Raw genomic sequence first — 26,967 nt, forward strand, 5'->3', positions numbered from 1 at the left:
TAATCAAGCACCAGCCTATTCGACTTTCGAAGGGGGCAGAGAGCCTCTGCCATGACGTAGAATCGAGTCAGCCGCAAGGAGAGGCCCATGACACTCGCCGAAATCGCCCGTCTGGCGGGGGTATCCCGTACCACCGCCAGCTATGTCATCAATGGCCAGGCCCGGGAACGGCGCATCAGCCAGGAGACCGTGGACAAGGTCATGGCGGTGGTGGAGAAGCATCACTACCGCATCGACGCCCAGGCCGCGGCCCTGCGCCGTGGTGCCAGCCATACCCTGGGGCTGATCATCCCCGACCTGGAGAACGCCAGTTATGCGCGCCTGGCCAAGCGCCTGGAGCGGGGCGCCCGGGCCCAGGGCTATCAACTGCTGATCGTCGGCTCCGACGACGACCCGGACAGCGAGCGGGAGCTGGCCCGGGCCCTGCGCGCCCAGCGCTGCGAGGCGCTGATCACCGCCAGCTGCCTGCCCGAGGAAGATCCCCTCTACGCCGAACTGATGGCCGCCGGCCTGCCGGTGATCGCCGTGGACCGGGCCCTGGATCCCGCGCGCTTCGTCAGCGTGGTCAGCAACAATCGGGAGGCCGCCCGGCAATTGACCGCCTCCCTGCTGGGGCCCGGGGTCGAGCGGGTGGTGTGGTTCGATGCGGTGGCGGAACTCTCCATCACCCGGGAGCGCCGCGCCGGTTTCCGCGAGGCGGTGACCGAAGGAGACTATCGCAGCGAGATCGCCTGCGCCTCCCGCTATGACCGGGATCAGGGGGCGGCGCTGATGCGCGAGCTGCTGGCCGGGCCGGGCCTGCCCGACGCCCTGATCACCGCCTCCTATACCCTGCTGGATGGCGCCCTGGACGTGCTGCTGGAGGCGGGCGGCCTGCCTCCCTCCCTGCGCCTGGCGACCTTCGGTGACGACCGCCTGCTGGACTTCCTGCCGCTGCCGGTCAACGCCCTACCCCAGGATCACGACCGCATCGCCGAGCTGACCCTGGCCCGGGCCCTGGACGCGGTCCGCGGCCAGTATGTGCCGGGACAGGTGCTGGTGGAGCGCCGCCTGCATCGTCGCCTGCCCCTGGCCGCCCCACACTCAGTGGTATAAGATATTCAACATACTTTCTTATCCCCCTTAACATCGACCCCGAATAGCGAGCTTTCGTTATTCGGGGTCGAGCCGTCGGTGAGAAAATGCAACCAACTCTCGAGCAACGCACCCTCAAGCTCTCCATTTTCATGACCCTGTCGGTGGCCAGCCTGGGGGTGCTCTTCGGGCTGCTCTCCGGCTCGCAGTCGATCCTCTTCGATGGCGTCTTCTCCACCATCGATGCCGGCATGTCACTGCTCTCGCTGTGGGTCTCGCGGCTGCTGATGCGCGAGGCCAGCCCGCGCTTCCAGCATGGCTACTGGCACCTGGAGCCCCTGGTGGCGGCCCTCAACGGCGCCATCCTCACCCTGCTCTGCTTCTACGCCTTCCTCAATGCCCTGCGCGGCCTGCTGGAAGGCGGTCGGGTGCTGGCCTTCGACCTGGCCATCGCCTATGCGCTGGTGGTGGCCGTGGTCTGCTTCGCCATGGCTTGGTACCAGCGCAAGGTCAATCGCCGGGTGGGCTCCGAGTTCCTGCGCATCGACGCCCAGGGCTGGCTGATGGCCGGGCTGATCACCGCCGCCCTGCTGGTGGCCTTCGCCATCGCCCTGTTGCTGGAGGGGACCCCCGCCGCGCCCTGGATCCCCTATATCGATTCCCTGCTGCTGGCGGGCCTGACCCTGGCCTTCCTGCCGGTGCCCATCGGCATCGTGCGCCGCGCCATGAAGGAGGTGCTGATGGTGGCCCCCAGTGCGCTGGATCGGGAGGTGCGGGGGGTGATGGAGGGGGTCATGCGACGCGACGGCCTGCTCGCCTATCACAGCCACGTGGCCAAGACCGGGCGCGTCTCAGTGATCGAGATCCATATCGTCACCCGGCCGGACTTCGCCGCCGACGCCGGGGTGGCGGCACTGGACGAGATTCGCCAAGAGATCGATGCCGGCCTGAGCATTCCCGCCGAGAAGCGCTGGTTTACCCTGGCGTTCACGGCCGATCCGCGCTGGGCCTAAGCGCTACCCGGGCCCCCGGCCCAGGCCACGACGCCTTCACCGCCGGGACGAGCCGGCCCTTCAGGCATCCATCCCGGACTCGCTCAGGCATCCGCTTCCGGCAGCGCCTCCAGCCACGCCTTCAGGGCCGCCTGCAATGGCGCCTGAGCCGCCTCCAGGGCGGCCATGGTGGCATGCATCGGCGCCGTATTCTCCGCCCGAGCCTCGCGCTCCAGCTCACCGGCCAGGTGCGCCAGGCGACAGGCGCCGACGCTGGCCGACTCCCCCTTGAGCAGGTGAGCCAGCTGCATGGCCTCGCGGCACTCCCCCGCCGCGACCCGGCGAGCCAGGGTGGCCAGGCGCTCGGGGAGCTGCTGGCAGTAGAGATGGACCAGGGAGCGAATCCCCGGGGTGCCCAGGCTCTCGCGCAGCTCCTCCAGGGTCGAGGCCTCCAGGTCATGAACCGGTGGCGAGGCCTGGGGCGTCGGCAAGGGGGCCTCGCTACCGGTCAGGTAATGGGAGAGCAGGGCCACCAGCTCGTTACGGTAGAAGGGCTTGGTGAGGTAGTCGCTCATGCCCACGGCCAGGCAGCGCTCGCGTTCATCGGCCAGGCCACCGGCCGTCATCGCGACGATGGGCACCTCGGCCAGCCAGCCGCCCCGCTCCCGCAACCGGCGGGTCGCCTCCAGGCCATCCATCCCCGGCATCTGGATATCCATGAAGATCAGGTCGAAGCGCTCCGCCTCGACCCGCGCCAGGGCCTCCGCGCCGCTCTCCGCCAGGCTGACGCGTCCCCCCAGGGACTCCAGCATGGCTCGGGCCACCTGCTGATTGACCGGGTTGTCCTCGACCACCAGCAGTCGCACCCGGAAGCATTGCGGCGACGGCGCCTCGGTCGCGGCCTGGGGCGTGGCCACGGCCCCCTCGACCACTTTCAGGGGCAGCTCGACCCAGAAACGGGAGCCCTCGCCCGGCCGGCTCTCGAAACCGATCTCGCCGCCCATGGCCTCTACCAGGCGGCGACTGATGGCCAGCCCCAGGCCGGTGCCACCGAAGCGCCGTGCCGTGGAGGTATCCCCCTGGCGAAAGGGTTCGAAGAGGTCGGACTGGGCCTCCTCGCGGATGCCGCAGCCGGTGTCGACGACCTCCAGATGGAGGCGCTGCGCCTCCTGCCAATGCGCGGCCAGGCGCACCTCGCCCCGGTCGGTGAACTTGATGGCATTGGAGAGCAGGTTGAGCACGACCTGACGCAGGCGGCCGGGGTCCCCCTCCAGGCGCCGCGGGAGCGCCGGGTCCAGGTCGCAGCCCAGGGCCAGGCCACGGGAGCGGGCGCGGGGCGCGAAGAGCGTCAGGGCCCCCTGAACCACCTCGCGCAGGTCGAAACTGGTCTGTTCCAGCTCCAGGCGTCCGGCCTCGATCTTGGAGAAGTCGAGGATATCGTTGATCAGATTGAGCAACAGGCCGGCGCTGTCATGGATGGTCGTGGCATAGCGGCGGGCGGCGTCATCCAGGGGACGCCCCAGCAGCAGGTCGCTCATGCCGATCACGCCATTCAGGGGGGTGCGGATCTCGTGACTGACGGTGGCCAGGAACTCCGACTTCGCCTGGCTGGCGGCCTGGGCCTGGGTGGCCGAGACCTCCAGCTCCTGGCTGAGCCGCTCCAGGGAGTCCCGGGCCCGGGCATGATCGCGCACCTCGCGAAACAGGAAGAGAGCCACCAGGGCACCGGCCAGGCTCATCAGCAGGATCATTGCCAGCAGCAGGGTATAGAGCCCCTGGAGGTTGCTGCGCTCCCGGTGGGCGGTCTCGGCCAGGAAGCCATTGATGATCACCACCAGCTGCTCGGTATCACGGCCCAGCACCGTCAGTTGCTCGTCGAGGCGCCGGCGCAGCTCATCATCGAGACGCGACTGGGAGTAGAAGGCCTCGTCCAGGGCCTCGATCTGCGCGATCAGGGAGGGCATCTTCTGGTTGGCGGCGGGTATCGACGCCAGCAGCGCCGCCAGCTCGCCACGCCGCAACAGGTTGATACGACTGTAGAGCAGCTCCAGGCGCATGCGCAGCGCCTCCAGCTCGTCCTCCTGCTGCATGGCCAGCTCGCTACGTAGCTGCACCACCTCCCGGTCGAGCTTGTAGGCGGCCCAGGTGGTATCGCCCCCCACGCTCTGGGCCAGGCTCTCCTGGCGCCACAACACCAGCCCGATGACGATCACCGCCGCCGAGAAGAAAGCCAGGGCGGCAAACACGCCCAGCTTGAAGCGAAGGGGGTAGCGCAACATGGGCTTTTGGCCTCCCTGCCCGAGACGGTCGCCGAGACTACTCCACCATCATCCGCTGCACCTGCCATACGGAGCGAAAGCGTATCGTCTCGTTGTGCAGCGAGGGGTCCTGATCGAACGGATAGAGCACGAAGATGGGGCCCTGGTCGCGAATCGCCATGCGCTCACCGTCCTGCTCCATGGCCAGCAGCACCGGATGACGATGGAAGTCGCTGACGGGGATCTCAGCCATGAAGTTGTTCAGCGCCGTGACGGTGACCCGCTTGCCCTGAGCTCCCAGCGCCGCCAGCAGGGCGCGGGCCAGAGGGCCGCGGTAGTGACTGATGCCATCGGTCCAGGGCGTTGAAGTCTCGATGCTATGCCAGGGCAGCGCCTCGAGCATCTCGCGATCGAAATGGGCTTCATCGCCCACATTGGTATGGGAGATATTGCCTCCCACCACCAGAATGACCGCACCCTCAGGCTCGCGTAGTTCATGGGCCAAGGTCGAGAAGGGCCATAGCAGGCCGATAAGCAGCAGCCGATACCAGTTGCGTGAAAATATTGTCATGAAAAGAGACTATCACTGAGACGCCGAGCCTTCTCCCGAGGAGGACGTCCGATGGGGGCGGCACCCTGGCTCCTTATGCCGCCTCGCCTAGCCTACCATGGCGCCGACGAAGGAGGCGCTCTCCTTTCGGCGATGCCGGGAAGCCGGGCCACGGGATTGTAAAGCATCAGAGAAGTGATTTTCGATATCACATGAGCAATTGGCGATATTCAATGGCCGCGCCATGAAAACGGGGGCCGAAGCCCCCGTGACACTCGCGGCACGACCTCAGGCCTCGTCGGCCTGCCCGGGGTGCTCGATACGCACCAGGTCCTCATAGGCATGCCAACTGGCGTGACCCAGCACCGGCAGGATCAGTGCCAGGCCGATATAGAAGGTCATCACCCCCACCAGCACGCAACCGGTGAGCATGGCCGCCCACAGCAGCATGGGACGGAAGTTGCGCGCCACCGAGCGGATGCTGGCCTCGATCCCCTCCATGAAGGTGAGGTCCTGATCCATCAGGGTGGGTATCGCCACCACGCTGATGGCGAAGGCGCCGAAGGCCAGGATGGCGCCGGCCACGGTACCCACGGCGAGCATCCCCAGCCCCTCGGGGGTGGTCAGCAGCGACGTATAGAGGGTCTCGGGGCTGGGCACCTCGAAGCCGAAGAAGAGCGCGAAGAGCAGGGTCGCCAGGCGGATCCAGGCGAGAAAGAAGATCATCATCATCACGCCCATCATCGCCAGCTGCCCGGTATGGGAGGTCCAGGCACCGAAGGCATCCCCCAGGGTCGGCGCGCGCCCCGCTTCCAGGGCTCGACTGATGCCATAGGAGCCCACCGCCACCAGGGGACCGAGGAACATGAAGCCGGCGATCAGCGGCAACAGCCAGTGCCACAGCCCCAGCATGAAGGCCCCCACGGTCACGGCGACACTCAGGCCCACCCAGAACATGCCATAGGCCAGGCTGACCGCCGTGGCCTGTCGAAAATCCTGAAACCCCGCGGCCAGCCAGGCCTTGGGGCGGTCCATGCCCACCGGGTTGATGGAGATCTTCACCACGGCATCGGTCGGCTTGTGATTCTTGGATGCTGCTGCATTCATGGAACAACCCCTTATCCCGCAAGCGGAAATCAAAGCCTGGGTCAGGCGCCGCGATACCCAGGTCAATGAAGGACACAAGGCTGGATGCCTCTACACTGCTAACTGTAGTCGAGGCCTCGAGGGCCCGCCGCGCTTGCCTTCAACGCCGGGGCCGCCATTCGGACAAGGCGACATCATTCCGCCATTCGGCTATATTAAAGACCACGCTAATAAATAAAGCGTCTAACAAGACGAGGAGTTCGACGATGCGTTACCTCCCCCCTGGCCTGGGCCGCGGACTGGTCGCCTCCCTGGCCCTGCTGGCCGCCGCCGCCACCCATGCCGATGACCTGCAGATCGAGGTGATGGCCGGTGGCTGCGCCAACTGCCATGGCACCGATGGCCGCCTGTCGGGGGCCGTGCCTCCTCTGGCCGGGCGCGACCAGGCGCTGCTGGAGAGCCGCCTGCTCGCCTTCAAGCACGAGGAGGTACCCGGCACCACCATCATGGACCGTATCGCCAAGGGCTTCAGCGACGAAGAGCTCGCCGCCCTGGCCGAGCACTACGCGACCCTGGCCAACGACTGAGGAGTGCCCAAGATGACCCAACCCACTCGTCCGACACTCGATCGTCGCCAGCTGCTCCAGGGCCTGGGCGCCGCGGCCTCCCTCCCCCTGCTGGGCGGCCTGGCCGCTCCGGCCTTCGCCAATGGTGGCGACGGCCGGGTGGTGGTGATCGGCGGCGGCTTCGGTGGTGCCACCGCCGCCAAGTACCTGAAGCGCGGCAACCCGGCCCTCCAGGTGACCCTGGTGGAACCCCAGTCGACCTTCTACACCTGCCCCTTCAGCAACCTCTTCCTGGGCGGGCTGCGGGAGATGGAATCGATCGCCCACGGCTACGACGAGCTCCGCGACCGCTACGGCGTCGAGGTGGTGCATGCCCGGGCCGAGGACATCGATCCGGTGGCCCACAAGGTCAGCCTGACGGGAGGGCGCGAGCTGGCCTACGACCGCCTGGTGCTGTCGCCGGGGATCGATATTCGCTGGAACGCCCTGGAGGGCTACGATGAGGCCGCCGCCGACCTGGCGCCCCACGCCTGGAAGGCCGGCCCCCAGACCCGCCTGCTCAAGGAGCAGCTGGAGGGCATGGAGGATGGCGGTACCTTCGTCATGGTGGCTCCCGCCAACCCGTTCCGCTGCCCGCCGGGACCCTACGAGCGGGCCAGCATGGTGGCGCACTATTTTTCGCAACATAAGCCCAACGCCAAGGTGCTGATCCTCGACGCCAAGGACAACTTCTCCAAGCAGGGGCTGTTCACCGCCGGCTGGGAGCGCCTCTATGGCGATCGCATCGAGTGGGTGGGGCTTTCCGGCGACGGCCGGGTAACCCGTGTCGATGCCGCCAATCGCGAGGTGGAGACCGAGTTCGGTACCCGCCACCAGGCCGATGTGCTCAACGTGATTCCGCCCCAGAAGGCGGGCTGGATCGCCGACCGGGCCGGAGTCACCGACGACAGCGGCTGGGTACCGGTGCAGCCGGCGACCTTCGAGTCGACCCGGGTACCGGATATCCATGTGGTGGGCGACGCCACCATCGCCGCCCCCATGCCCAAGTCGGGGTTCTGTGCCAACGCCCAGGCCAAGGTGGCCGCCGCGGCCATCGTCGCCGCCCTGGCCGGCCGCTCAGCCCCGGAACCCTACTGGACCAACACCTGCTACAGCCTGGTCGGCCCCGAGTACGGCATCTCCGTGGCCGGCGTCTACCGCCTGGCGGACGGTCAGATCGCTTCCGTGGAGGGGGCCGGCGGCCTCAGTCCCATGGAGGCCAGCGACGAGGTGCGGCGCATGGAGGCTCAGTATGCGGTGGGCTGGTATAACGCCATCTGTCAGGATACCTGGGGCACCGAAGCCTGATCACCACTCAACTCGGCCACGCCTTAGCGTTATCATGGGGCCACCTTCGGGTGGCCCCAGTCGTGCCCATCGAATCCCGAGATTTCCCCGACGCTTGCCATCAAGGGAGAGGCAGCCCCATGACCCATACCGCCCTCGTCGCCTGGTCCGGCCTGGCCATCGGCCTGCTGTTCGGCGCCACCGGCCAGCGCACCGGCTTCTGCCTGTTCCGCGGCCTGCAACGCCAGTGGCTGGATGGTGACGGTCGCAAGCTGCGCGCCTTCGCCCTGGCCATGGCGGTGGCCCTGCTCGGCAGCCAGGGACTGGCGAGCCTGGGGTGGGTCTCCCTGGGCGCCTCCCTCTACCCCACCGCCAGCCTCTCCTGGCTGCTGGTGCCCCTGGGCGGCGTCCTGTTCGGCTATGGCATGGCCCTGGCCAACGGCTGCGGTGCCCGCTCCCTGGTGCTGCTGGGCAGCGGCAACCTGCGCAGCTTCGTGGTGCTGATCTGCCTGGGCGTGGCCGCCTACATGACGATGTCCGGCGTGCTGGCACCGCTTCGCCTCTGGCTGGAGGGACTGACCGCCCTGCCCCTGCCGGCCCGCGACCTGCCCGCCCTGCTGGCCGGGTTCGGCCTGACACCGGGCCTGGCCCGCGGGCTGCCCAGTCTGCTGCTGGGCGGCAGCCTGCTGGCGTATGCGCTGAGTCACGGCCCGCTGCGAGCGGCCCCCCGGGAGTGGCTCGGCGGCCTGATCATCGGCGCCCTGATCCCCGCGGCCTGGTATGCCACCGGGGTGCTGGGCCAGGATGACTTCGAGCCGGTGCGGCTCGCCTCCCTGACCTTTATCGCCCCCATCGGCGACGCCCTCCAGTACCTGATGCTCGCCACCGGCACCGCCCTGGGCTTCTCGGTGACCCTGGTGCTCGGCGTGCTGCTGGGCGCCCTGGCCGCCGCCCTGCTGACCCGCACCTTCGTCTGGCAGGGCTTCCCCACGCCCCAGCGCATGCTGCGCAGCATGGCCGGCGGCACCCTGATGGGCATCGGCGGGGTACTGGCCCTGGGCTGCTCCATCGGCCAGGGCCTGACCGGCTTCTCCACCCTGGCCCTGACCAGCTTCGTGGCCATCGCCGGTATCCTGGCGGGTACCCGCCTGGGAGTCAGTGGCCCCCTGGCGCTGTCCAAGGTTTGATCGATCGAGGAGATCCCGATGTCCTACCCCAGCCCCCTGACCACCCGCCTGGCCCTGGCCGGCGCGCTGCTCTTCACCGCCCCGCCGCTGCTGGCCAGCGACGCCTGGCAGCGCCTGGAACCGGCCCGAGCCCTGGTGGGCGACGCCGTGCCCGAGGGCGATGGCCTGGTGCTGGAGCTGCCCCATGTCTCCGAGGATGGTTCGGCGGTGCCCCTGACGGTGCGCTTCGAGCCGGTCCTGGAGGACGATGCCATCGCCAGCATTCACCTCTTCGCCACCGGTAACCCCTATCCGGAGGTCGCCGGCTTCCACTTCACCGAGCAGGCCGCCAGGCCGGAGGTCTCCACCCGGGTGCGCCTCAACGAGAGCCAGCGAGTGGTGGCGGTGGCGGTGAGTCGCGAGGGGCGGGTCTGGACCAGCGAGCGGGAGGTCCGGGTCACCGTCAGCGGCTGCCTGATCCGCGGCGACGAAGAGACGCCCGAGGCGCTGGCCAACCCCCGGGTCAGCCTGCCCGACTTCCGCGCCGGGGAGCCCGGCGAGGTACGCACCCTGATCACCCACCCCATGGAGACCGGCCTGCGCGAGGGGCCGGATGGCGAGGTGCTACCGCGCTATATCATCGAGACCTTCCGGGTCAGCCTGGACGGCGAGACCGCCTTCGAGGCCGAGCTGCACCCCTCGGTCTCCGCCAACCCCTACCTGCGTTTCTACCTGACGCCGCAGGCCGAGGGCGAGGCACTGTTCGAGTGGCAGGATGACAGCGGCGAGCGGGCCGAATACCGCGCCGAACTGACCCTCTCCTGAGTCACGGCGCCCCGGCGGCGGGACCCCACAACGCCTCGAGCCGGGGCAGGTCTTCGGGGCGATCCAGGTCCCAGACCGTTGCCGGCTCCGCCCAGCACCAGCCCAGCCCGGTCAAGGCCGTGCGGGTGGCGGTCATCACCGTATCGCCACCCCAGGCGATATCGCGAAACAGCGCCGGCGCCCGCCGCCACAGGCCGATCAGCCCATAGCCGCCATCCTCGGCGGGCAGCAGGACGGCGTCCCGCTCGGCCAGGGCCTCCCAGCAGGCCACCAACAGCGCCGACGTGATCACCGGGCAGTCACACCCCATCAGCAGGCGCGGGGCCGGCCGTGACGGCACGGCGAAGGCCGCCGCCATGCGCGCGCCCAGGTCCCCCTCCGGCTGGGGCCTGAGCTCGATATCGAAGGCCCGCCGGCACTCGCCGAAGAAGGGGTGCCGGTGATCCAGGGCCGTCCATAGCCGCACCGGACCGAGGCCCAGTTGGGCCGAGGCCTCGCAGGCCTGGGTCAGGGCCCGCCACACCAGGCGCCGATGCAGGGCCGCCGCTCCCTCGGCCCCCAGGGCCGGAATCAGCCGGGTCTTGGCCTGGCCCGGGAGCGGCGCCTTGGCAAACAGCTGGATCATGGCAACTCCCGGCTGTGAGGGGGGGATGGGACGCCCGACAGCCCCGACAACGACGACGCCCACCACAGGGGTGGGCGTCGTCGGTTCTCGCGGCGGCGCCTCAGCGCACGATCATCACCGAGACCTTGCTGTGATGCACCACATGTTCCGCGTTGGGGCCCAGCACGTAGTCGACGAACTTGCGCTTGTTATGGGAGGCCATGACGATCAGGTCCACCTCGAGCTGCTTGGCGGCCTTGATGATCGCCTCCCAGGGCGAGCCCTCGACGATGGCCCGGTGCACCTCGATATCCTCGGGCACCTGGTCGTGGATGAACTGCTTCTGGGCCTCCCCCAGGGACTTGTGCGCCTTCTCGGTGAAGTCCTTGGGGAAGTAGGCCCCCACCATGGGCATGCGGAAATCGGGCATCACCGTCACCACATGCAGGGAGGCACCGAAGCTGCGACACAGGGTCAGCGCCGTGGGCAGGGCCTTCTTCCAGGAGGCCTCTTCATTGAGGTCCACCGGCAGCAGGATCTTCTTGTACATGGGTCACTCCCCCTTAACTGGCCGCCGGAGCGGCCGTGGTGTCACGGCGGCGGCGCTGCATGACGACGATCAGGCCGAACACCAGGAAGGCCGGAATCCACATCAGCTCCTTGGGCCAGCGGTCCACCGGCGCCATCACCGTGAGGATCTGCTGGTCGAAGAACATCGCCTCGAAGCCGATCTGCTCCGCCTGGCTGCCGAAGGCCACGTTATCCACGAAGGTGGATCCATCCTCCTCGCTGCGCAGGGTCAGGCCCAGGGCCTCCATGCGCTCCTCGCCGGTTTCGCCCCCGGGCACCGGCACCAGCATGTAGCGGGTGAACTGGTCGCCGAAATCATCCTCGTCGAGGATCTCCACCCGCAGGTTGCTGCCGCTTTCCACCATGCCCAGCGCCTGCTCGAACTGCGCCGGGGGCACCGACTGGTAGGGATCGTGGATGCGATCCATCCAGAAACCGGGACGGAACAGGGTAAAGGCCACCAGCAGCAGCAGCAGGGACTCGTACCAGCGATTGCGCGCGATCATGAAGCCCTGGGTCCCGGCGGCGAAGATCAACATGGCGATGGTCGCCACGATGAATATCAGGATGCCCTGCCAGAGCCCCACCTCGATCAGCAGCAGATCGGTGTTGAAGATGAACAGGAAGGGCAACGCCGCGGTGCGCAGGCTGTAATAGAAGGCCTGGAAGCCGGTGCGGATCGGGTCGCCCCCGGAGACCGCCGCGGCGGCGAAGGAGGCCAGGCCCACCGGCGGCGTCACGTCCGCCATGATGCCGAAGTAGAAGACGAAGAGGTGCACGGCGATCAGCGGCACGATCAGGCCGTTCTGCTGCCCCAGCAGCACGATCACCGGGGCCATCAGCGACGACACCACGATGTAGTTGGCGGTGGTGGGCAGGCCCATGCCGAGGATCAGGCTGAGCACCGCGGTGAGCAGCAGGATCAGCATCAGGTTGCCCATGGAGAGCACCTCCACCACGTCCGCCAGCACCAGGCCGACGCCGGTCTGGGAAACGGCGCCGACGATGATGCCGGCGGTGGCGGTGGCGATGCCGATGCCGATCATGTTGCGGGCCCCACTGACCAGGCCATCCCACAGGTCGAGGAAGCCCTCCTTGATGTCCTCGGCCAGGCGGCTGCGGCCGCGGAAAATGGCCGTGAGGGGGCGCTGGGTGATCATGATGGCGATCATGAAGACGGTGGCCCAGAAGGCCGAGAGCCCGGGTGACAGGCGCTCCACCATCAGGCACCAGACCAGCACGATCACCGGCAGGATAAAGTGCAGCCCCACCATCACCGTGGGCTTGGTACGGGGCAGCTTGACCACCTTGGAGCTGGGGTCATCCAGCTCCAGCTCCGGGTAGTTGGCGCCCACCTTGAGCAGGGCCACATAGACCACCGCCAGGGCCACCGCCACCACCCAGGGCGTGGCGTCGCCCAGTGCCGGCTTGAGCCAGCCCAGGCCGTAGTAGACGCCGAAGGAGAGCGCCATCAGCGCCAGCAGGCCGGTGAGAAAACCGATCACCTTGTTGAGGAAGGGACGCGCCGGGTTGCTGCTGGGCAACCCCGTCATGTTGGCCTTGAGGGCTTCCAGGTGAACGATATAGATCAAGGCGATATAGGAGATCAGCGCCGGCAGGAAGGCGTGCTTGATCACCTCCACGTAGGAGATGCCCACGTACTCCACCATCAGAAAGGCCGCGGCCCCCATGACGGGCGGCATGATCTGCCCATTGACCGAGGAGGAGACCTCCACCGCCCCGGCCTTGTTGGCGGGGAAACCGACCCGTTTCATCATCGGAATGGTGAAGGTGCCGGTGGTCACGGTATTGGCGATGGAGGAGCCGGAGATCAACCCGGTCATCCCCGAGGCCACCACCGCCGCCTTGGCGGGGCCGCCCTTGTAGTGACCGAGCAGCGAGAAGGCCACCTTGATGAAGTAGTTGCCGGCCCCGGCCTTGTCGAGCAGGGCGCCGAACAGCACGAAGAGGAAAACGAAGCTGGTGGAGACCCCCAGGGCGATACCGAAGACCCCTTGGGTCGTCAGCCACTGGTGGTTGATCAGGCCATTGAGGCTCACCCCCCGGTGGGCGAGGATGCCCGGCATATGGGGCCCGAACAGCGAATAGACGATAAAGACCGCGGCCACGATCATCAACGGTGGCCCCAGGGCCCGGCGCGTCGCCTCCAGCAGCAGCAGGATGCCCACCACCCCGACCACCACGTCCTGGGTCAGGGGCGAGCCGGGACGCTCGGAGAGCTGTGCATAGAAGAGGAACATGTAGGCGCCGCAGAAGGCGGCCACCCCGGCGAACAGCCAGTCCTGGAGGGGAATGCGCTCCCGGGGCGAGCGCTTCAGCGCCGGGTAGGCCATGAAGGCCAGGAAGAGCGCGAAGGCCAAGTGGATGGAGCGCGCCTCGGTGGCGTTGAAGACCCCGAACCGGAAGAGAAAGGGCAAGGGCGAGGCGATCCACAGCTGGAACAGCGACCAGGCCGCGGCGATGCCCACCAACAGCTTGCCGGGGGCCCCCAGCGGCTTGCGTGCCCCGGAGTCGGTGGAGGCCACCATCTCCTCGAGATCGACTTCCGAGCCCTGCGGTCTCTGCTTGTCGTTTGTCATAAGCGGTTCCTGCCTGTGTGATCCAGCCACCGAGTCAAGGGTCCTGCCATGGTGTCTTGCCTTTCCCCTGGAGAAGAATGGGTAGTAAAAACCCGAATGCGCGACTCCCGGGAGGAAGCCGCGCATCCAGTAGTGGAAGGGAAACCTTCCCCGTTATCGGGCCGGGATCACTCGATCCAGCCACGCTCACGATAGTAGCGGGCGGCCCCGTCGTGCAGCGGCGCAGTGAGACCGTCGGAGATCATGCTCTCCTCGTCCAGGTTCTCGAAGGCCGGGTGCAGGCGCTTGAAGCGATCGAAGTTCTCGAATACCGCCTTGACGGTCTCGTAGACGACCTCTTCGTCGACGCCCTCGTGGGTCACGAAGGTGGCGGCGACCCCGAAGGTCTCGACGTCCTCGTCATTGCCGCGGTACATGCCGCCGGGAATCAGCGCGCGGGTGTAGTAGGGATACGCTTCGACCAGGGCATCGATCTCCTCGCCGGTCACCGGCACCAGGCGCGCATCCACGGTGGTGGTGGCCTCCTGGATGGAGCCGTTGGGGTGGCCCACCACATAGACCATGGCATCGATGTTGTTGTCGGAGAGGGCCGCGGCCTGCTCGGCGGCATCCAGCTCGGAGGCCAGGGAGAAGACGCCGGTATCCCAGCCCATGGCATCCATCACCACGTTCATGGTGTTGCGTTGGCCAGAGCCCGGGTTACCGATATTGACCCGCTTGCCGGGGAAGTCGGAGATATGCGAGATGCCGGAGTCGGCCCGGGCCACCACCGTCAGCGGCTCGCCATGCATGGTGAAGACGGCACGCATCTCCTCCCAGGCACCGTCGTTCTCGAAGTTGGCCTCGCCATGATAGGCACGGTACTGGACATCGGACTGCACGACGCCCATGTCCAGCTCGCCGCTCTTCATGCCGTTGACGTTGGCCACCGAGCCGCCGGTGGAAGGCGCGTTACAGCGGATGTTGTGCTCGTCGCTGCCCCGATTGACCATCCGGCACACCGACTGGCCCACCACATAATAGACGCCGGTCTGGCCGCCGGTACCGATGGTGATAAAGCGATCCTGGGCCACCGCCGGAGCGGAAAAGGCCGCGGCGCCCAGCAGGGCACCGGAGACGGCGGCGGCAGAGAAGACATGACGTTTCATCTAGACACCTCTTGGCATGGTTGGTCCCCCAGGCGCCTCGCGGCGAATCCCCGCCACGGCGGACACCCATACTCGGGGTTCAGCATGAAGATAGTTCACCCACGGCGACGACGCAGCCCCGAGGCATCGCCTCGATTCAACGACGCCCCCTGATCGAGGGCATCACGCCGGCCACAAGCACTCTTTACTAAAGCCTAATTTTACACTGAGTCAAACGTTTAACGCACGCCAGAGACAGCGACGCCGCCGCCGAGGTCACGGCGGCGGCGTCGACGAACAGCTACCGGATTCAGCCGGCCTTGGTAATCAGCGCCTGCTTCTCGTCCTTCATGGCGGCGAACTCGGCCTCGAAGAAGAACTCGCGCTCGCCGAGGGCGGGCTCCAGGTGGTTGAGCCAGGTGGCGGTCTCGTCGTACTTGGCGAAGAAGGGCCGCTGCACCCAGTCGCTGTCGCGGCCCTGGATAAAGCGCAGCACGAAGACCTTCTCGCCCTGGATTTCCGTCACCCCCTGGATCTCCACCTTGCCCGGGTCGGCGGACATCGACGGCCCCCGGGCGGTACGCGCCAGGCCCGGCACCGTTTTGATGGCCTCGCGGTAGATCTCCCAGGCGCGCACCAGCGGCACCTCGAAGTAGTGGCGGGCACCGGTGTCACGCTCGACGAACAGATAGTAGGGGATCATCCCCAGGCGCACCTGGGTGGTCCACATCCGGGCCCACTGATCGGCATCGTCGTTGATGTGCTTGAGCAGCGGCGCCTGGGTGCGAATCTCCGCCCCGGTGGCGCGGATACGGCGGATCGCCTCACGGCAGATGGGGGTCTCCATCTCCTTCCAGTGGTTGAAGTGCGCCATGAAGGCGACGTGCTTGCCGGCCGCCGTCAGCTCGCGAAAGAGCTCGAGGATCTCCTCGGCGTCCGGGTCGGTGACGAAGCGGTAGGGCCAGAAGGTCAGGCTCTTGGAGCCGATGCGGATATCCTGGACATGGTCCAGCTCCGGGGCCATCAGCCCCTCCAGGTACATCCGCAGATGCTTGGCCTTCATCACCATGGGATCACCGCCGGTCATCAGCAGGTCGGTGACCTCGGTGTGCTCGGCCAGGTAGCGATGCAGGGAGCCGGCGTCGCTTGCGGCGAACTTGAGGTCCTTGTCGCCGACGAACTGCGCCCAGCGGAAGCAGAAGGTGCAGTAGCTGTGGCACACCTGCCCCTGGCTGGGAAAGAACAGCACCGTCTCGCGATACTTGTGCTGCATGCCGGGCAGCGGCTCGCCATCCAGCAGCGGCAGGTTGAGGTCCATCTGCCCCGCCGGGTGAGGGTTCAGCTCGCCACGAATGCGCTCCACCACCGGCTTGAGCTCGTCGGCGGGGGCGTCGCGGCGCACCAGGGCGGCGACCTCGTCGAAGTGCTCGGGGCGCAGCATGCCGCGCTGGGGGAAGGTGAGCTGGAAGACCGGATCATTGGGCACGGCGTCCCAGTCGATCAGCTCGTCGATCACGTATTCGTTGACCCGGAACGGCAATACCTGGCTGACCACCTTCATCTCGAAGCGCAGCGTCTCGGGCAGTGCCTGGATCGCCGTGATCTTGTCCAGCTGACGGTGGGTATAGACCTTGAACTGGCGGGCCTCGAAGGCCTCGGCCTCGGGGCTGCCGAGCTCGATGTTCACTCGCTGGTTCATGCCATCTCCTCTTTGTCTATCACGGCCGGACCGCCTCGCCGCAGGCGCGGGGCGGCCGTCTCGCCTCATGCAGGGGAGGCAGACAGGCCATGGTGTCTTAGGGGAGGGCTATTGATACAGGCTTGGGAAAGGGGTTGCAAATTTCCGCATCATTTTGCAACAAATGTCACGCATTAGCGGCCTTTTCGCCACACTTCGTTCATCGGCTCGGGTGGCGGATCAACTTGGCGGCGAGGCGCTGCAGGCGGGGCGCACCGACCAGGATCAGCGAGAAGGCGATGGGCCAGGCGATATAGAAGGCACGCCACCAGCGCCCCAGGAAGCCGTCGGCCAGGCCGGTATTGACCCAGGTGATCAGGAAGGTCATCAGGGTGACCATATAGAGCGACATCAGCACCGAGAAGACCAGGGGGGCATAGCGGGGCGGGAACAGCATTCGGCGTCTCCATGATCGTTATCGGGCTCATTATTAGACCAGAAGCCTTGCCGCCTGAACAGCTGCCTTGCGCCGGATCGAGGAGGCACACCACACTGTATCGAGTGGTCAATGTGATCGGGGGCTCCATGCTGAAGATCGAGTGCCGCCAGGGCGATATTACCCGGCAAACCGACGTGGCGGCGGTGGTCAACGCCGCCAATGCCCAGTTGCGTCCCGGCGGCGGCGTGGCCGGCGCCCTGCATCGCGCCGCCGGCCCCGAGCTGGAGGCGGCCTGCCGCCCCCTGGCACCGATCCAGCCCGGCCAGGCGGTGATCACCCCTGCCTTCGGTCTGCCCAATCGTCATGTGATCCACTGCCTGGGCCCGGTCTACGGGGTCGACGAACCCTCCGACGAGCTGCTGGCGGCCTGCTACCGAAACGCCATGGCGCTGGCCGAGGCCCAGCGCCTCGACTCCCTGGCCTTCCCCGCCCTCTCCACCGGCGCCTTCGGCTACCCCATGGCGGAGGCCGCCCGTATCGCCCTGAGCACGGTCAGGGAGAGCGGGCGCCATGGCGAGCACCTTGGCCTGGTCCGCTTCGTGCTCTTCGACGCCGCGGCCGCCGAGCTCCACCGGCAAGTGCTGGATACCCTGCAAGCCGGGCAATAGCCCCCCTGCCCTCCTGGCCCACGCTCAACCCACGTTGTAACCGAGTACCCGCGGTAGCCAGAGGGCGATCTCCGGGAACACGGCCACCAAGGCCAGGGCCCCGGCCATGGCCACCACGAAGAGCAGCGCCCAGCCGACCGTCTGCTCCAGGCGGATCCTGGCCACCTCGGTGGTCACCATCAGGTTCACCGCCACCGGCGGGGTGAACTGGCCGATGGCGATATTCATCGCCAGCAGGATCCCGAACCATACCGGATTCCATTCGAAATGCTGCATCACCGGAATCAGAATCGGCATCAGGATCAGGTAGATGGAGATGGCATCCAGCAGCATGCCGGCGGCCAGCACCGCCAGCATGATCAGGATCAGCAACAGTACCCCGTTGTCGGTGAGGGCGATGATCCACTCGGCCAGGCCACGGAAGGTACCAAGCATGGTGCCGGCCCAGGCGAAGATGCCGGCGAGCGCGATGATCAGCATCACCACCCCGGAGATCACCGCCGCCTCGCCGAACAGCGCCCAGAGGTCGCGCCAGCCGATCTCGCGGGTCACGAAGAGGCCGATGATGACCCCATAGGCCACCGCCACCACGGCGGCCTCGGTGGGGGTGAAGAGCCCGGAGCGCAGCCCGCCGAGGATCAATACCGGGGCAAACAGCGCCGGCAGGGCCTGCTTGAAGGTCTCGCCCACCTTGAGGCGTTCGGCGCCCTCCACCGGCGTCCCGCCTTCCCAACCATGGCGTTTCGAGACGATCAGCGCCGGCACCAGCAGCGCCAGGCCGGCGAGGATGCCGGGGAAGAGCCCGGCGGCGAAGAGCGCGCGCAGGTCGACCCCGGGCACCACGATGGAGTAGAGGATCAGCGCCACCGAGGGCGGGATCAGGATCGCCGTGGAGGCCGAGGCGGCGATCAGGGTGGCCGAGAAGGGCTTGGGGTAGCCCGCCTTGGTCATGCTCGGCAGCATCACCATGGCCACCGCGGCGGCGTCCGCCGGCCCCGAGCCGCTCATGCCGCCCATGATCATGCACACCAGCACCGCCACCAGGGCCAGGCCGCCGTGGCGCGGGCCGATCAGCGCCTGGGCGAAGCGCACCAGGCGCAGCGCCACCCCGGAGCGCTCGAAGATCAGGCCGGTGAGGATAAACAGCGGGATGGCGATCAGCGGGTACTTGGCGATGCTGTTGTAGGTGTTGGTGCCGAGGGTCGCCAGCATCATGGGCGGCAGGCCGGCCAGGATACCCACGGCGCCGGCCAGGCCCAGAGAGAAGGCCACCGGCACCCCGGCGATCAAGAGGCCGGCGAAGGCCAGCAGCATCCAGAGGTCAGGACTCATCGTCGAGCCTCCCGCGCAACCGGTCCCGGGTCTGCTGGGTCTGACGGATCAGCATCGCTCCCGAGAGCAGCGGCAGCCAGACGATGTACCACCACTGGGGCAGGCCGAGCCCCGGCGAGAGCGACTGCCACTGGTACTCCTGCCAGGCGAGCTTGGCGCCGAACCAGGTGATCAGGCCCAGCACGATCATGCCGCAGGCCCACTGGAAGAGGATCAGCGCCTTGCGCGGCGCCGAGGGCAGGGCGCGCTCCAGCAGGCCGATACGAATATGGCCATTGCGGCGCAGGGCCACGGCGGCGCCGGCGAAGGTCAGCACCACCAGCAGGAACACCGAGAACTCCTCGGTAAAGGCCAGCGAGCCCCCGGTGAGGTAGCGGGTCACCACATTGGCGAGGCTGATCACGGCGATGATCACCAGGGCCAGGGAGGCCAACCAGCGCTCCGGCCGGGCATCGGGAAAGGGTTTCATGTCGACCTCGTGAAATGACGTCGCCCCCGGGAACGGGGGCGACGAGAGGGGCCAGCGCCGGGACTCAGCGCGCCTCGATGGCCTCGCGAGCCGCCTCGACCAGGGCCTCGCCGATACGCGGCGCCCACTTGTCGTGGACCTCGGCGGTAGCCTCGACGAAGGCCTGGTACTGATCGTCGGAGAGCTCGGCAACATTCACGCCACGCTCCTGGATCGCGGCCAGGCGCTCGGTCTCCTGCTCGCGGGTCATGGCGATCTCCCACTGGCCGGCATCCAGGGCCGCCTCGCGCAGGATCTCGCGATCCGCCTCGTCCAGCGACAGCCACACCTGGCGATTGACGGCGAAGATCAGCGGGTCGTTCATGTAGTTCCACAGGGTCAGGTGTTCCTGGCCCACCTGATCAATGCGCGCCACATCGAACACCGACAGCGGGTTCTCCTGGCCATCCACCGCGCCGGTGGTCAGCGCCGGCTGGGCATCGGTCCAGCTCATCTGGGTGGGGTCGGCGCCCAGGGCGGTGAAGGTGTCCTGGAAGAGCGGCGAGCCCACCACGCGGATCTTCAGGCCCTCCAGGTCGCCGGGCTCGGTGACCGGGCCCCGGGAGTTGGAGAGCTGGCGGAAGCCGTTCTCGCCCCAGGCCAGGGGGATGACGTCCCGGGACTCGATGGCCGCGAAGATCGTCTCGCCGGCCTCGCCACCGGTCACCGCATCCACGGCGGCCTCGTCGGGCAGCAGGAAGGGCAGCGAGAAGAGATTGAGCTCCGGCACCTGGGGCGACCAGTTGATGGTGGAGCCCACGGCGGCATCGATCAGCCCGGAACGCATGGCGGAGAACTCGCGGGTCTGGTCGCCGGCCACCAGCTGCGCATTGGGGTAGACGCGCATGGTGATGCGCCCCTCGCTGCGCTCCTCGACCAGCTCGGCCCACTTCTCGGCGGCCTGGCCCCAGGGGAAGGCGTCGGAAAGCACGGTGGAGATGGAGAGCTCGCGGGCCTGGGCGGAAAGCGAGGCACCGAGCAGGGCGGCGCCGGCCAGGACGGCGGCGAACTTGGTAAGGCGAGAAGTGGCGTGCATGTCGTGTCCTTGCGGTAGCGGCTCGCCCCTGTCCCGGGACAGCCTGTTTTTTTGCTAGGGATCCCCGCCCATTGTAGGCGGCCCAACGTTGAAAGGAAGCCGGTGAGCCCCCAGGCGTTACCGACGAGTGTCGCCCCTCCCCCGTCACACCTTTCCCGCAACGGCCTGGTATCCTGGGTCCTCAATGCCTTCGTCAGGGAAGAATTCGTGCCACTTCGCGACCTGCTGCTGGGCCTGGCGGTCATCGCCATCTGGGCCCTGAATATCATCGTCATCAAGGTGGGGGTGGCCGAGCTGCCGCCGCTGCTGATGACCACTCTGCGCTTTATGCTGGTAGCGGCACTGCTGGTGCCCTTCCATCCGGTGGCGCGCCATCAGTTGCCCTTCCTGGCGCTGCTCTCGGTGACCTTCGGCAGCCTGCACTTCGCCCTGCTGTTTATCGGCCTGGGGCAGGCCGAGGCAGGCACCGGGGCCCTGCTGGTGCAGATGGGCACCCCCTTCGCCACCCTGCTGGCGGTGATCTTCCTGAAGGAGCGCCTGGGTCCGCGGCGCCTGGCGGGGCTGGCGCTCTCCTTCGCCGGGGTGGTGGTACTGGCCGGCGGCCCCACCCTGCCCTCGCCCCTGCCGCTGACCATCCTGCTGCTCAGCGCCCTCGGCTGGGCCATCTCCCAGTTGCTGATCAAGCAGGGACCCAATGTACCGCCCCTGGCCCTGGCCGGCTGGGTGGCGCTGTTCGCCATTCCCCAGGTGGCCCTGGGCTCCTGGCTCTTCGAAAGCGATCACCTCACGGCGCTGCGGGAGACCGGCTGGGCGGGCTGGGGCGCGGTCCTCTACACCGCGGTGATGTCTTCCATCGTCGCCTATGGGCTCTGGTACGGGCTGCTGCGCCGCCACCCGGTGAACCGGGTGGTGCCGCTGACCCTGCTGGTGCCGGTGGTGGCGGTCTTCCTGGGCGTCTGGCTGCTGGGCGATGGCCTGGGCATCCACAAGCTCGCCGGTGGTGGCCTGGTGGTCGCGGGTATCGCCCTGATCGTGCTGAAATTCGGCACCGGCAAGAAGAAGATCCCTCCCCGCCGGCTAGGCCGGGCCGATTAACCCTCGACGCTACAGCTGGCGGCGGCGCCGGGCCAACTGACGCAGTCACCGATGCCGATGTCCCTATCGGCGAAGTAGCCGGCATTGACCTCCAGGGCGGCGCGGTAGGCCACCCCGGCCGGGTAGGCGCGGCACTGCCCGGGGTCGTCGCTATGGCAGGGGGTCATGGTGTGGATGGCGGCGATACGCCCGGCGGCATCGATAAAGGCAATATCCAGGGGAATCCGCGTGCGATACATCCAGAAGCCGCTCTCCGGAGGCTGCAGGCCGTCGTAGAGAAACAGCATGCCGGACTCGGCCTCCAGGTGATCGCGCTCCATCAGGCCGCGGCGCCGCTGGGCCGGGGTCTCGGCCAGCTCCACTTCGAGCCGCCGAGGCCCCTCGGCGGCGTGAATCGCCAGGGTGGCCCGGGCCAAGCCCCCCGGCGCTTCGTCGGCCCGGGCGACGGGCAAGAGGGCCGGCATCGCGCCCAGGGCTGGCAGCAACGCCAGCCCCTTGATTACCTCACGACGGTTCGTCGTCATCCTGCTCTCCTTGTAGTGGCCCCGAGCGGGGCATCAGGTGGAGGCCCGCCGCCAGCAGCGACACCGTCACCGCCTCACCCCGGGCCAGGCCGTTGCGCCGCGCCGCATGGGTGGCGATCTCGAAACGCAGGCTGTCGTCGGTATGCGGGAAACTCAGGGTGATCAGGGTGATCCCCCCCAGCACCACCATCTCGCTGACGGTGCCACTCACCGGGTTCTCCCGCTCGCCCCGGGAGGGGCGGTCGCGGCGATGCAGCAGCACATCCGAGGGGGGAATATACCAGTGAACGGGGCCGCGTACCGCCGGCGGCGTGGCCAGGCGCAGCCGGTGCGGTCCCCACTGCAGGCAGGTGTCGTCCCCCGCTCCGCGAATCTCGCCTTCGAAGACATTGTGCTTGTCGAGCAGCCGCGCCACCTGCGGCGAGGCCGGCCGGCGAAAGAGCCGCTCCGGCGAGGCGGCTTGCAGGCTACGGCCGTTATGCAGCACGCAGAGGCGATCGGCCAGGGCCGCGGCCTCGTCCAGGTCGTGGGTCACCAGCAGGATGGGAATCTCGATGGACTCCCGCAGCAGGGCCAGCTCACGCTGCAGGCGCCGCCGGGTGACCTGATCCACCGCCGAGAAGGGCTCGTCCAGCAGCAGGGCCCGGGGCTCCCGGGCCAGGGCCCGGGCCACCGCCACCCGCTGGCGCTGGCCCCCGGAAAGCTGCGCCGGGTAGCGCCCCTCCAGCCCCGCCAGGCGCACCCGCGACAACCACTCCCGGGCCCGGGCCTCCCGCTCGTCCGCAGGGCGATGGCCCATGGCCAGCATCACGTTGTGCAGGGCACTCAGGTGCGGAAAGAGCGCATAGTCCTGGAAGACCAGGCCGATACGCCGCCGCTGGGGGCTCAGGCAGATCCCGGCGTCACTATCGAACCAGGTCTCGCCGGCGCACTGGATGCGCCCTCCCGCCGGCCGATAGAGGCCGGCCAGGGCACGCAGCAGGGTGGTCTTGCCGCTGCCCGAGGGCCCCACCAGGGCAAGCAGTTCCCCGGGCGCACAGTGCAGCTCCACCGCCAGGGGAATGGGGGCGCGCTGGTCGAGGCGTACCCGCAGCCCGCTTTGCACCAAGGCCTCAGACATGGGGCCCTCCCCGGCGCCGCGCCAGCCCATAGACCACGCCGATGGTGACGAAGGAGACCGCCAGCAGCATGGCCGACATCACCGCCGCCCCGGACTCGTCGAAGGCCTGCACCCGATCATAGATGGCGATGGCCAGGGTGCGGGTCTCGCCGTCGATGGCGCCCCCCACCATCAGGATCACCCCGAACTCCCCCAGGGTATGGGCGAAGGTCAGGGCCAGGGCCGAGATCACCCCGGGCCAGACCAGCGGTAACTCGATGCGCCACAGGGTCTGCCAGGGCGACAGGCCACTGCACCAGGCCGCCTCCCGCAGATGCGCCGGCACCCCCTCGAAGGCGCGCTGGATGGGCTGCACCGCGAAGGGCAGGTTGACCACCAGGGAGGCCAGCAGGATGCCGCTGAAGGTGAAATTGAGGCCGCTGCCGGTGAGGCGCTGCCAGAAGGCACCGAAGGGGGCCTCGGCGCCGAAGGCCAGCATCAGGTAGAAGCCCAGCACCGTGGGCGGCATCACCAGGGGCAGCGCCACCAGGGCCTCGCACAGCGCCTTGCCGCGAAAGCGCCGAGTGGCCAGGGTGCGCCCCAGCCAGAGCCCCAGGGGCAGCAGCAGCAGACAGGTGGCCAGGGCCAACTGCAGGGAGACGCTGAGCGCCGTCCACTCCATCAGGGTGCCTCATGATCCGGGAGGGTGAAGCCATAGTCGGCGAAGATGGCCCGGGCCTCGGGTTGCTGCAGATAGGCATAGAAGGCCCGGGCCGTCTCCCCGGCCCCCTGGATCAGGGCCATGCGCTGGTTGAGGGGGGCATGCCAGCTCTCGGGAATCAACACATGCTCGCTGCGTTCCGCCAGGGCCGGCGCCAGGGCCAGGGAGTAGGCCACCAGGCCGCCCCGGGCATCCGGGGAGAGGGCGAACTGGGCGGCCTGGGAGACGTTCTCGCCGAGGATGCGCAGGGGTTCACTCGCCGCCCACAGGCCGGCCTGCTCCAGCGCCTGGCGGGCGGCCACTCCATAGGGGGCATGCTGGGGATTGGCCAGGGCCAGTCGCGCCCGCCCTTCGCCGGCCTGGTGGGCGGCGATGGCCTGGCGCACCCCGGCCAGGGGATCCTCGGGATCGGGCAGGTCGCCACGCCCCGGGCGCTGCAACCAGACCAGGCGCCCCACCGCATAGCGCACCCCGGCATCCTCGGTATGGCCCTCCTGATGCAGGGCCGCCACATAGGCCTCATCGGCGGAGAGATAGAGCTCGAAGGGGGCGCCCTGGGCGATCTGGCGACGGAAGTTGCCGGAGGAGCCGAAGTTGAGCCGCACTTGCCGCCCGGTCTCGGCGCGGAAGCGATCGGCCACCTCGCTCAGTGCGAACTGCAGATCAGAGGCGGCGGCCACGGTGGGCATGCCGGAGGCCAGGGCCGGGGCGGCCGGTATCACCAGCAGGGCAAGCAGCAGCAAGCACTTGAAGCGCATCGTTTCTCTCTCCCGAGTGAGCATTCACCCAATACTTGACCAATCGGTCAATGCAGTCAAACCCAGGCCCAGGGCGGCCACCATGATGCCATGTCGCGGAGAGCTTCGCCCGTGTCGCCACCAGGCCGCGCGCCAACGATCAGGCCGCTAGGGTCGAGGGCGGAGCCATCGGCTCCTAATGCAGGGAGCCCCGATAACGACAACGAGAAACACCATGCGACTACGCTTTCGTTCCCTCCGCACCCTGGTGGTCAGCCTCGCCGGGGCCTGTATCCTCGCCGTGGTGGCGACCCTGGTGCTCTATGCACTGCAGGCCGGCCAACGCACCCAGGCCGTGGTGGCCGACCAGACCCAAGCCTTGCTGGAAAACGGCATCCACCAGCGCCTGGCGGCCCTGGCCGAGGCCCAGGCCAACCGGATCCAGGGCGAACTCGACCGCGCCCTGACCCTGGCCCACCAGCTGGCCCAGACCAATGCCCTGCTCGGTCAACGCGAGGCGGATGGCCGCCCCTCGCTGCGCCTGGGTCGTGAGGAGGTCTCGCGCCTGGTGCGCCAGACGGTGGCCGAGAACCCGGCCCTGCTGGATGCCTATATCGCCTGGGAGCCGGACGCCTTCGGCCGCGATGCCCGCTTCGCCGGTCGTCAGACCGGTTTCGACGATGACAGCGGCCGCTTTCGCCCCTGGTGGGTGCGCGAGGCGGACGGCAGCCTGCGCCTGGCGCCCCTCAACGAGGCACTGATGGAGAGCGAAGCGCCCCTTGGCGATGGCCTGCGCCGCGGCGAGTACTACCTCTGCCCCCGGGAGCGGCGTGCCCCCTGCGTCATCGATCCCGCCGCCTATGACTACGCCGGGGTGATGCGCATGGTCACCTCCTTCAATGTCCCCATCCTGGTGGACGGCGAGTTTCGCGGCATCGCCGGAACCGACCTGGCGGTGGACTTCACTCAGGAGTTGCTGACCGAGGCCAACGCCGCCCTCTACGACGGCGCCGGTAGCCTGGCCCTGGTGGCCTCCCGAGGCAGCGTGGCCGCCGATACCACCGCCAGCGGCGAGCTGGGCGACAGCGCCCGGGCGACCTTCGGCGAGGCCAGCTGGGCCCATCTGCGTGCGGCCCAGGAGAGTGGCGAAGCCCGCCAGCTCCTTACCGACGAGGGCATGATCGAGCTCTACTGGCCCTTCGCGATCGCCGCCCAGGAGGCCCCCTGGGTGCTGATGGTGCGCCTGCCCCAGGCGGCGGTACTGGCGGAATTACAGGCGCTGCAGGCGACCCTCGGCGAACAGACTCGCCGGGACACCCTGGGCATGATCGGAGTGGGGCTGCTGGTGGCCGGCCTGGGCCTGCTGGCGACCTGGGGCCTGGGTGGCCGCATCGCCCGTCCCCTGCGGGAACTGGCCGCGCGCATGGACGAGATCGCCAGCGGCGACGGCGACCTGACCCGGCGCCTGCCGGTCACCGGTCGCGACGAGACGGCGACCCTAGCCAGCCGCTTCAATGCCTTCGCCGACAAGATCCATGACGTCCTGGTGGAGGTGCGCGGCAGCAGCGACTCGGTGCGCCTGGCCGCCGAGGAGATCGCCGACGGCGGCCAGGACCTGGCGCGGCGCACCGACGATGCCGCCGCCAGCCTGCAGCAGACCTCCGCCTCCATGGAGCAGATCACCGGCACCGTGGAACAGACCGCCGAGGCCGCCCGCCAGGCCGACGGCCTGGCCAAGGCAGCCACCGAGGTGGCCGCCCAGGGCGGCGAGGCGGTGTCCCGAGTGGTCGAGAGCATGGACGAGATCCGCGACTCCTCGCGGCAGATCGCCGAGATCGTCAACGTCATGGACGGGATCGCCTTCCAGACCAACCTGCTGGCACTCAACGCCTCGGTGGAGGCGGCCCGGGCCGGCGAGCAGGGCCGCGGCTTCGCGGTGGTGGCCGGCGAGGTGCGCAACCTGGCCAGCCGCTCCGCCGCCGCGGCCCGGGAGATCAAGGCACTGATCGAGGCCTCCGCCCAGCGTACCCGGCAGGGCGCCGACCAGGTCCGTCAGGCCGGGGAGACCATGCGTGCCCTGGTGGAGCATGTCGAGCGGGTCAGTCAGGGGCTGGGCGAGATTCGCGCCGCCACCGGCGAACAGAGCGATGGCATCGGCCAGGTGAATATCGCCGTGGCGGAGCTGGATCGCATGACCCAGCAGAATGCCGCCCTGGTGGAGGAGTCCAGCGCGGCGGCGGCGCAGTTGAAGGAGCAATCGACCCAATTGGCGCGGATCGTCGGCGGCTTTACCCTCGCCGAGGCGGCCCCGGCCTGGCAACCGCAGGCAACGCCTCCTTCACGTCTTCTGTCCGAGGAAGCCTGAGCCAAGCCCGGCGCCACCCGC

General features: G+C 68.3%; 24 protein-coding genes and 1 pseudogene. 9 read left to right on the forward strand and 16 right to left on the reverse strand.

What is annotated here, in order from left to right:
• Positions 1 to 84: 84 nt before the first annotated feature.
• Positions 85 to 1,095: pseudogene (gene cra / locus IHD13_RS10665) on the forward strand (catabolite repressor/activator); the annotation flags it as partial.
• A gap of 86 nt (positions 1,096 to 1,181) precedes the next feature.
• On the forward strand, positions 1,182 to 2,087 hold the full coding sequence (locus tag IHD13_RS10670; RefSeq protein ID WP_195861027.1) for a cation diffusion facilitator family transporter: 906 nt from the start codon (positions 1,182 to 1,184) through the stop codon (positions 2,085 to 2,087).
• Between the two features lie 83 nt (positions 2,088 to 2,170).
• Here IHD13_RS10670 and IHD13_RS10675 read toward each other — a convergent pair whose 3' ends face one another.
• From IHD13_RS10675 to IHD13_RS10685, 3 genes are all read right to left on the reverse strand, one after another.
• Positions 2,171 to 4,345, reverse strand: a complete 2,175-nt coding sequence (locus tag IHD13_RS10675; RefSeq protein WP_195861028.1) for an ATP-binding protein — start codon at positions 4,343 to 4,345, stop codon at positions 2,171 to 2,173.
• A gap of 37 nt (positions 4,346 to 4,382) precedes the next feature.
• Positions 4,383 to 4,895 (reverse strand): oxidoreductase, encoded by a 513-nt coding sequence (locus tag IHD13_RS10680; protein ID WP_195861029.1) that lies wholly within the window; start codon positions 4,893 to 4,895, stop codon positions 4,383 to 4,385.
• A gap of 267 nt (positions 4,896 to 5,162) precedes the next feature.
• Positions 5,163 to 5,981, reverse strand: a complete 819-nt coding sequence (locus IHD13_RS10685; protein ID WP_195861030.1) for a DUF2189 domain-containing protein — start codon at positions 5,979 to 5,981, stop codon at positions 5,163 to 5,165.
• A 245-nt stretch (positions 5,982 to 6,226) separates the two neighbouring features.
• Here IHD13_RS10685 and IHD13_RS10690 point away from each other — a divergent pair, with 245 nt between their 5' ends.
• The 4 genes from IHD13_RS10690 (at position 6,227) to soxZ (ending at position 9,843) form a co-directional block, all read left to right on the forward strand.
• Positions 6,227 to 6,547 carry a c-type cytochrome gene (locus IHD13_RS10690; protein ID WP_195861031.1) on the forward strand — a complete coding sequence of 107 codons (321 nt, stop codon included), beginning with the start codon at positions 6,227 to 6,229 and terminating at the stop codon, positions 6,545 to 6,547.
• A 12-nt stretch (positions 6,548 to 6,559) separates the two neighbouring features.
• Complete coding sequence (locus tag IHD13_RS10695) at positions 6,560 to 7,873, forward strand: NAD(P)/FAD-dependent oxidoreductase (RefSeq protein ID WP_195861032.1); 1,314 nt, start codon at positions 6,560 to 6,562, stop codon at positions 7,871 to 7,873.
• Between the two features lie 119 nt (positions 7,874 to 7,992).
• Positions 7,993 to 9,039, forward strand: a complete 1,047-nt coding sequence (locus IHD13_RS10700) for a YeeE/YedE family protein (RefSeq protein WP_195861033.1) — start codon at positions 7,993 to 7,995, stop codon at positions 9,037 to 9,039.
• Positions 9,040 to 9,057: 18 nt separating this feature from the next.
• Positions 9,058 to 9,843: a thiosulfate oxidation carrier complex protein SoxZ gene (gene soxZ / locus IHD13_RS10705; protein ID WP_195861034.1), complete on the forward strand. Its 786-nt coding sequence runs from the start codon at positions 9,058 to 9,060 to the stop codon at positions 9,841 to 9,843.
• Between the two features lies 1 nt (position 9,844).
• Here soxZ and IHD13_RS10710 read toward each other — a convergent pair whose 3' ends face one another.
• The 6 genes from IHD13_RS10710 to IHD13_RS10735 form a co-directional block, all read right to left on the reverse strand.
• Positions 9,845 to 10,468 (reverse strand): TIGR04282 family arsenosugar biosynthesis glycosyltransferase, encoded by a 624-nt coding sequence (locus IHD13_RS10710; RefSeq protein WP_195861035.1) that lies wholly within the window; start codon positions 10,466 to 10,468, stop codon positions 9,845 to 9,847.
• Positions 10,469 to 10,568: 100 nt separating this feature from the next.
• Positions 10,569 to 10,997 (reverse strand): universal stress protein, encoded by a 429-nt coding sequence (locus IHD13_RS10715; RefSeq protein WP_195861036.1) that lies wholly within the window; start codon positions 10,995 to 10,997, stop codon positions 10,569 to 10,571.
• A 13-nt stretch (positions 10,998 to 11,010) separates the two neighbouring features.
• Positions 11,011 to 13,617: a TRAP transporter permease gene (locus IHD13_RS10720; RefSeq protein WP_195861037.1), complete on the reverse strand. Its 2,607-nt coding sequence runs from the start codon at positions 13,615 to 13,617 to the stop codon at positions 11,011 to 11,013.
• A gap of 167 nt (positions 13,618 to 13,784) precedes the next feature.
• Positions 13,785 to 14,765 (reverse strand): TAXI family TRAP transporter solute-binding subunit, encoded by a 981-nt coding sequence (locus IHD13_RS10725; protein ID WP_195861038.1) that lies wholly within the window; start codon positions 14,763 to 14,765, stop codon positions 13,785 to 13,787.
• A gap of 289 nt (positions 14,766 to 15,054) precedes the next feature.
• Complete coding sequence (locus IHD13_RS10730; protein ID WP_195861039.1) at positions 15,055 to 16,443, reverse strand: KamA family radical SAM protein; 1,389 nt, start codon at positions 16,441 to 16,443, stop codon at positions 15,055 to 15,057.
• A 199-nt stretch (positions 16,444 to 16,642) separates the two neighbouring features.
• On the reverse strand, positions 16,643 to 16,879 hold the full coding sequence (locus tag IHD13_RS10735; protein WP_195861040.1) for a DUF2798 domain-containing protein: 237 nt from the start codon (positions 16,877 to 16,879) through the stop codon (positions 16,643 to 16,645).
• A 128-nt stretch (positions 16,880 to 17,007) separates the two neighbouring features.
• Between IHD13_RS10735 and IHD13_RS10740 the strand changes: the two genes are divergently transcribed.
• Positions 17,008 to 17,529: a macro domain-containing protein gene (locus tag IHD13_RS10740; protein ID WP_195861041.1), complete on the forward strand. Its 522-nt coding sequence runs from the start codon at positions 17,008 to 17,010 to the stop codon at positions 17,527 to 17,529.
• Between the two features lie 24 nt (positions 17,530 to 17,553).
• Here the strand turns inward: IHD13_RS10740 and IHD13_RS10745 are convergent, their stop codons facing one another.
• The 3 genes from IHD13_RS10745 to IHD13_RS10755 all read right to left on the reverse strand — a co-directional run bounded on the left by IHD13_RS10745 (position 17,554) and on the right by IHD13_RS10755 (position 20,405).
• Entirely contained in the window at positions 17,554 to 18,861 is a 1,308-nt protein-coding gene (locus IHD13_RS10745; protein ID WP_195861042.1) for a TRAP transporter large permease, read from the reverse strand.
• Positions 18,851 to 19,330, reverse strand: coding sequence for a TRAP transporter small permease (locus IHD13_RS10750; RefSeq protein ID WP_195861043.1), 480 nt, complete (start codon positions 19,328 to 19,330; stop codon positions 18,851 to 18,853). The genes IHD13_RS10745 and IHD13_RS10750 overlap by 11 nt, the downstream gene beginning before the upstream one ends.
• Before the next feature lie 64 nt (positions 19,331 to 19,394).
• Positions 19,395 to 20,405, reverse strand: coding sequence for a DctP family TRAP transporter solute-binding subunit (locus IHD13_RS10755; RefSeq protein WP_195861044.1), 1,011 nt, complete (start codon positions 20,403 to 20,405; stop codon positions 19,395 to 19,397).
• Positions 20,406 to 20,612: 207 nt separating this feature from the next.
• Here IHD13_RS10755 and IHD13_RS10760 point away from each other — a divergent pair, with 207 nt between their 5' ends.
• Positions 20,613 to 21,500: an EamA family transporter gene (locus IHD13_RS10760; RefSeq protein ID WP_195861045.1), complete on the forward strand. Its 888-nt coding sequence runs from the start codon at positions 20,613 to 20,615 to the stop codon at positions 21,498 to 21,500.
• Here the strand turns inward: IHD13_RS10760 and IHD13_RS10765 are convergent.
• Genes IHD13_RS10765 through modA form a run of 4 tightly spaced genes read right to left on the reverse strand, consistent with a single transcriptional unit; the run spans position 21,497 to position 24,602 of the window.
• Positions 21,497 to 22,024: a DUF192 domain-containing protein gene (locus IHD13_RS10765; RefSeq protein ID WP_195861046.1), complete on the reverse strand. Its 528-nt coding sequence runs from the start codon at positions 22,022 to 22,024 to the stop codon at positions 21,497 to 21,499. The genes IHD13_RS10760 and IHD13_RS10765 overlap by 4 nt on opposite strands.
• Positions 22,005 to 23,144, reverse strand: coding sequence for an ABC transporter ATP-binding protein (locus tag IHD13_RS10770; protein WP_195861047.1), 1,140 nt, complete (start codon positions 23,142 to 23,144; stop codon positions 22,005 to 22,007). The genes IHD13_RS10765 and IHD13_RS10770 overlap by 20 nt, the downstream gene beginning before the upstream one ends.
• The gene (gene modB / locus IHD13_RS10775) at positions 23,137 to 23,805 is read right to left on the reverse strand and encodes a molybdate ABC transporter permease subunit (protein ID WP_195861048.1); all 669 of its coding nucleotides are present in this window, start codon (positions 23,803 to 23,805) and stop codon (positions 23,137 to 23,139) included. Before modB ends, IHD13_RS10770 begins: the two co-directional genes overlap by 8 nt.
• A complete protein-coding gene (gene modA / locus IHD13_RS10780; RefSeq protein WP_195861049.1) occupies positions 23,805 to 24,602 on the reverse strand; it encodes a molybdate ABC transporter substrate-binding protein in 798 nt (265 codons plus the stop codon). Before modA ends, modB begins: the two co-directional genes overlap by 1 nt.
• A gap of 214 nt (positions 24,603 to 24,816) precedes the next feature.
• On the opposite strand from modA, the gene IHD13_RS10785 reads away from it, so the two are divergent.
• Positions 24,817 to 26,946 carry a methyl-accepting chemotaxis protein gene (locus IHD13_RS10785; RefSeq protein WP_195861050.1) on the forward strand — a complete coding sequence of 710 codons (2,130 nt, stop codon included), beginning with the start codon at positions 24,817 to 24,819 and terminating at the stop codon, positions 26,944 to 26,946.
• Positions 26,947 to 26,967 lie beyond the last annotated feature (21 nt).

It is taken from the genome of Halomonas sp. 328 (assembly GCF_015645095.1).
Lineage (GTDB): Bacteria > Pseudomonadota > Gammaproteobacteria > Pseudomonadales > Halomonadaceae > Bisbaumannia.

Excerpts from the sequence above, each read along its gene's own strand:
- IHD13_RS10670 (WP_195861027.1), top strand. The coding sequence starts at position 1,182 with ATGCAACCAACTCTCGAGCAACGCACCCTCAAGCTCTCCATTTTCATG.
- IHD13_RS10675 (WP_195861028.1), bottom strand. The coding sequence starts at position 4,345 with ATGTTGCGCTACCCCCTTCGCTTCAAGCTGGGCGTGTTTGCCGCCCTG.
- IHD13_RS10680 (WP_195861029.1), bottom strand. The coding sequence starts at position 4,895 with ATGACAATATTTTCACGCAACTGGTATCGGCTGCTGCTTATCGGCCTG.
- IHD13_RS10685 (WP_195861030.1), bottom strand. The coding sequence starts at position 5,981 with ATGAATGCAGCAGCATCCAAGAATCACAAGCCGACCGATGCCGTGGTG.
- IHD13_RS10690 (WP_195861031.1), top strand. The coding sequence starts at position 6,227 with ATGCGTTACCTCCCCCCTGGCCTGGGCCGCGGACTGGTCGCCTCCCTG.
- IHD13_RS10695 (WP_195861032.1), top strand. The coding sequence starts at position 6,560 with ATGACCCAACCCACTCGTCCGACACTCGATCGTCGCCAGCTGCTCCAG.
- IHD13_RS10700 (WP_195861033.1), top strand. The coding sequence starts at position 7,993 with ATGACCCATACCGCCCTCGTCGCCTGGTCCGGCCTGGCCATCGGCCTG.
- soxZ (WP_195861034.1), top strand. The coding sequence starts at position 9,058 with ATGTCCTACCCCAGCCCCCTGACCACCCGCCTGGCCCTGGCCGGCGCG.
- IHD13_RS10710 (WP_195861035.1), bottom strand. The coding sequence starts at position 10,468 with ATGATCCAGCTGTTTGCCAAGGCGCCGCTCCCGGGCCAGGCCAAGACC.
- IHD13_RS10715 (WP_195861036.1), bottom strand. The coding sequence starts at position 10,997 with ATGTACAAGAAGATCCTGCTGCCGGTGGACCTCAATGAAGAGGCCTCC.
- IHD13_RS10720 (WP_195861037.1), bottom strand. The coding sequence starts at position 13,617 with ATGACAAACGACAAGCAGAGACCGCAGGGCTCGGAAGTCGATCTCGAG.
- IHD13_RS10725 (WP_195861038.1), bottom strand. The coding sequence starts at position 14,765 with ATGAAACGTCATGTCTTCTCTGCCGCCGCCGTCTCCGGTGCCCTGCTG.
- IHD13_RS10730 (WP_195861039.1), bottom strand. The coding sequence starts at position 16,443 with ATGAACCAGCGAGTGAACATCGAGCTCGGCAGCCCCGAGGCCGAGGCC.
- IHD13_RS10735 (WP_195861040.1), bottom strand. The coding sequence starts at position 16,879 with ATGCTGTTCCCGCCCCGCTATGCCCCCCTGGTCTTCTCGGTGCTGATG.
- IHD13_RS10740 (WP_195861041.1), top strand. The coding sequence starts at position 17,008 with ATGCTGAAGATCGAGTGCCGCCAGGGCGATATTACCCGGCAAACCGAC.
- IHD13_RS10745 (WP_195861042.1), bottom strand. The coding sequence starts at position 18,861 with ATGAGTCCTGACCTCTGGATGCTGCTGGCCTTCGCCGGCCTCTTGATC.
- IHD13_RS10750 (WP_195861043.1), bottom strand. The coding sequence starts at position 19,330 with ATGAAACCCTTTCCCGATGCCCGGCCGGAGCGCTGGTTGGCCTCCCTG.
- IHD13_RS10755 (WP_195861044.1), bottom strand. The coding sequence starts at position 20,405 with ATGCACGCCACTTCTCGCCTTACCAAGTTCGCCGCCGTCCTGGCCGGC.
- IHD13_RS10765 (WP_195861046.1), bottom strand. The coding sequence starts at position 22,024 with ATGACGACGAACCGTCGTGAGGTAATCAAGGGGCTGGCGTTGCTGCCA.
- IHD13_RS10770 (WP_195861047.1), bottom strand. The coding sequence starts at position 23,144 with ATGTCTGAGGCCTTGGTGCAAAGCGGGCTGCGGGTACGCCTCGACCAG.
- modB (WP_195861048.1), bottom strand. The coding sequence starts at position 23,805 with ATGGAGTGGACGGCGCTCAGCGTCTCCCTGCAGTTGGCCCTGGCCACC.
- modA (WP_195861049.1), bottom strand. The coding sequence starts at position 24,602 with ATGCGCTTCAAGTGCTTGCTGCTGCTTGCCCTGCTGGTGATACCGGCC.
- IHD13_RS10785 (WP_195861050.1), top strand. The coding sequence starts at position 24,817 with ATGCGACTACGCTTTCGTTCCCTCCGCACCCTGGTGGTCAGCCTCGCC.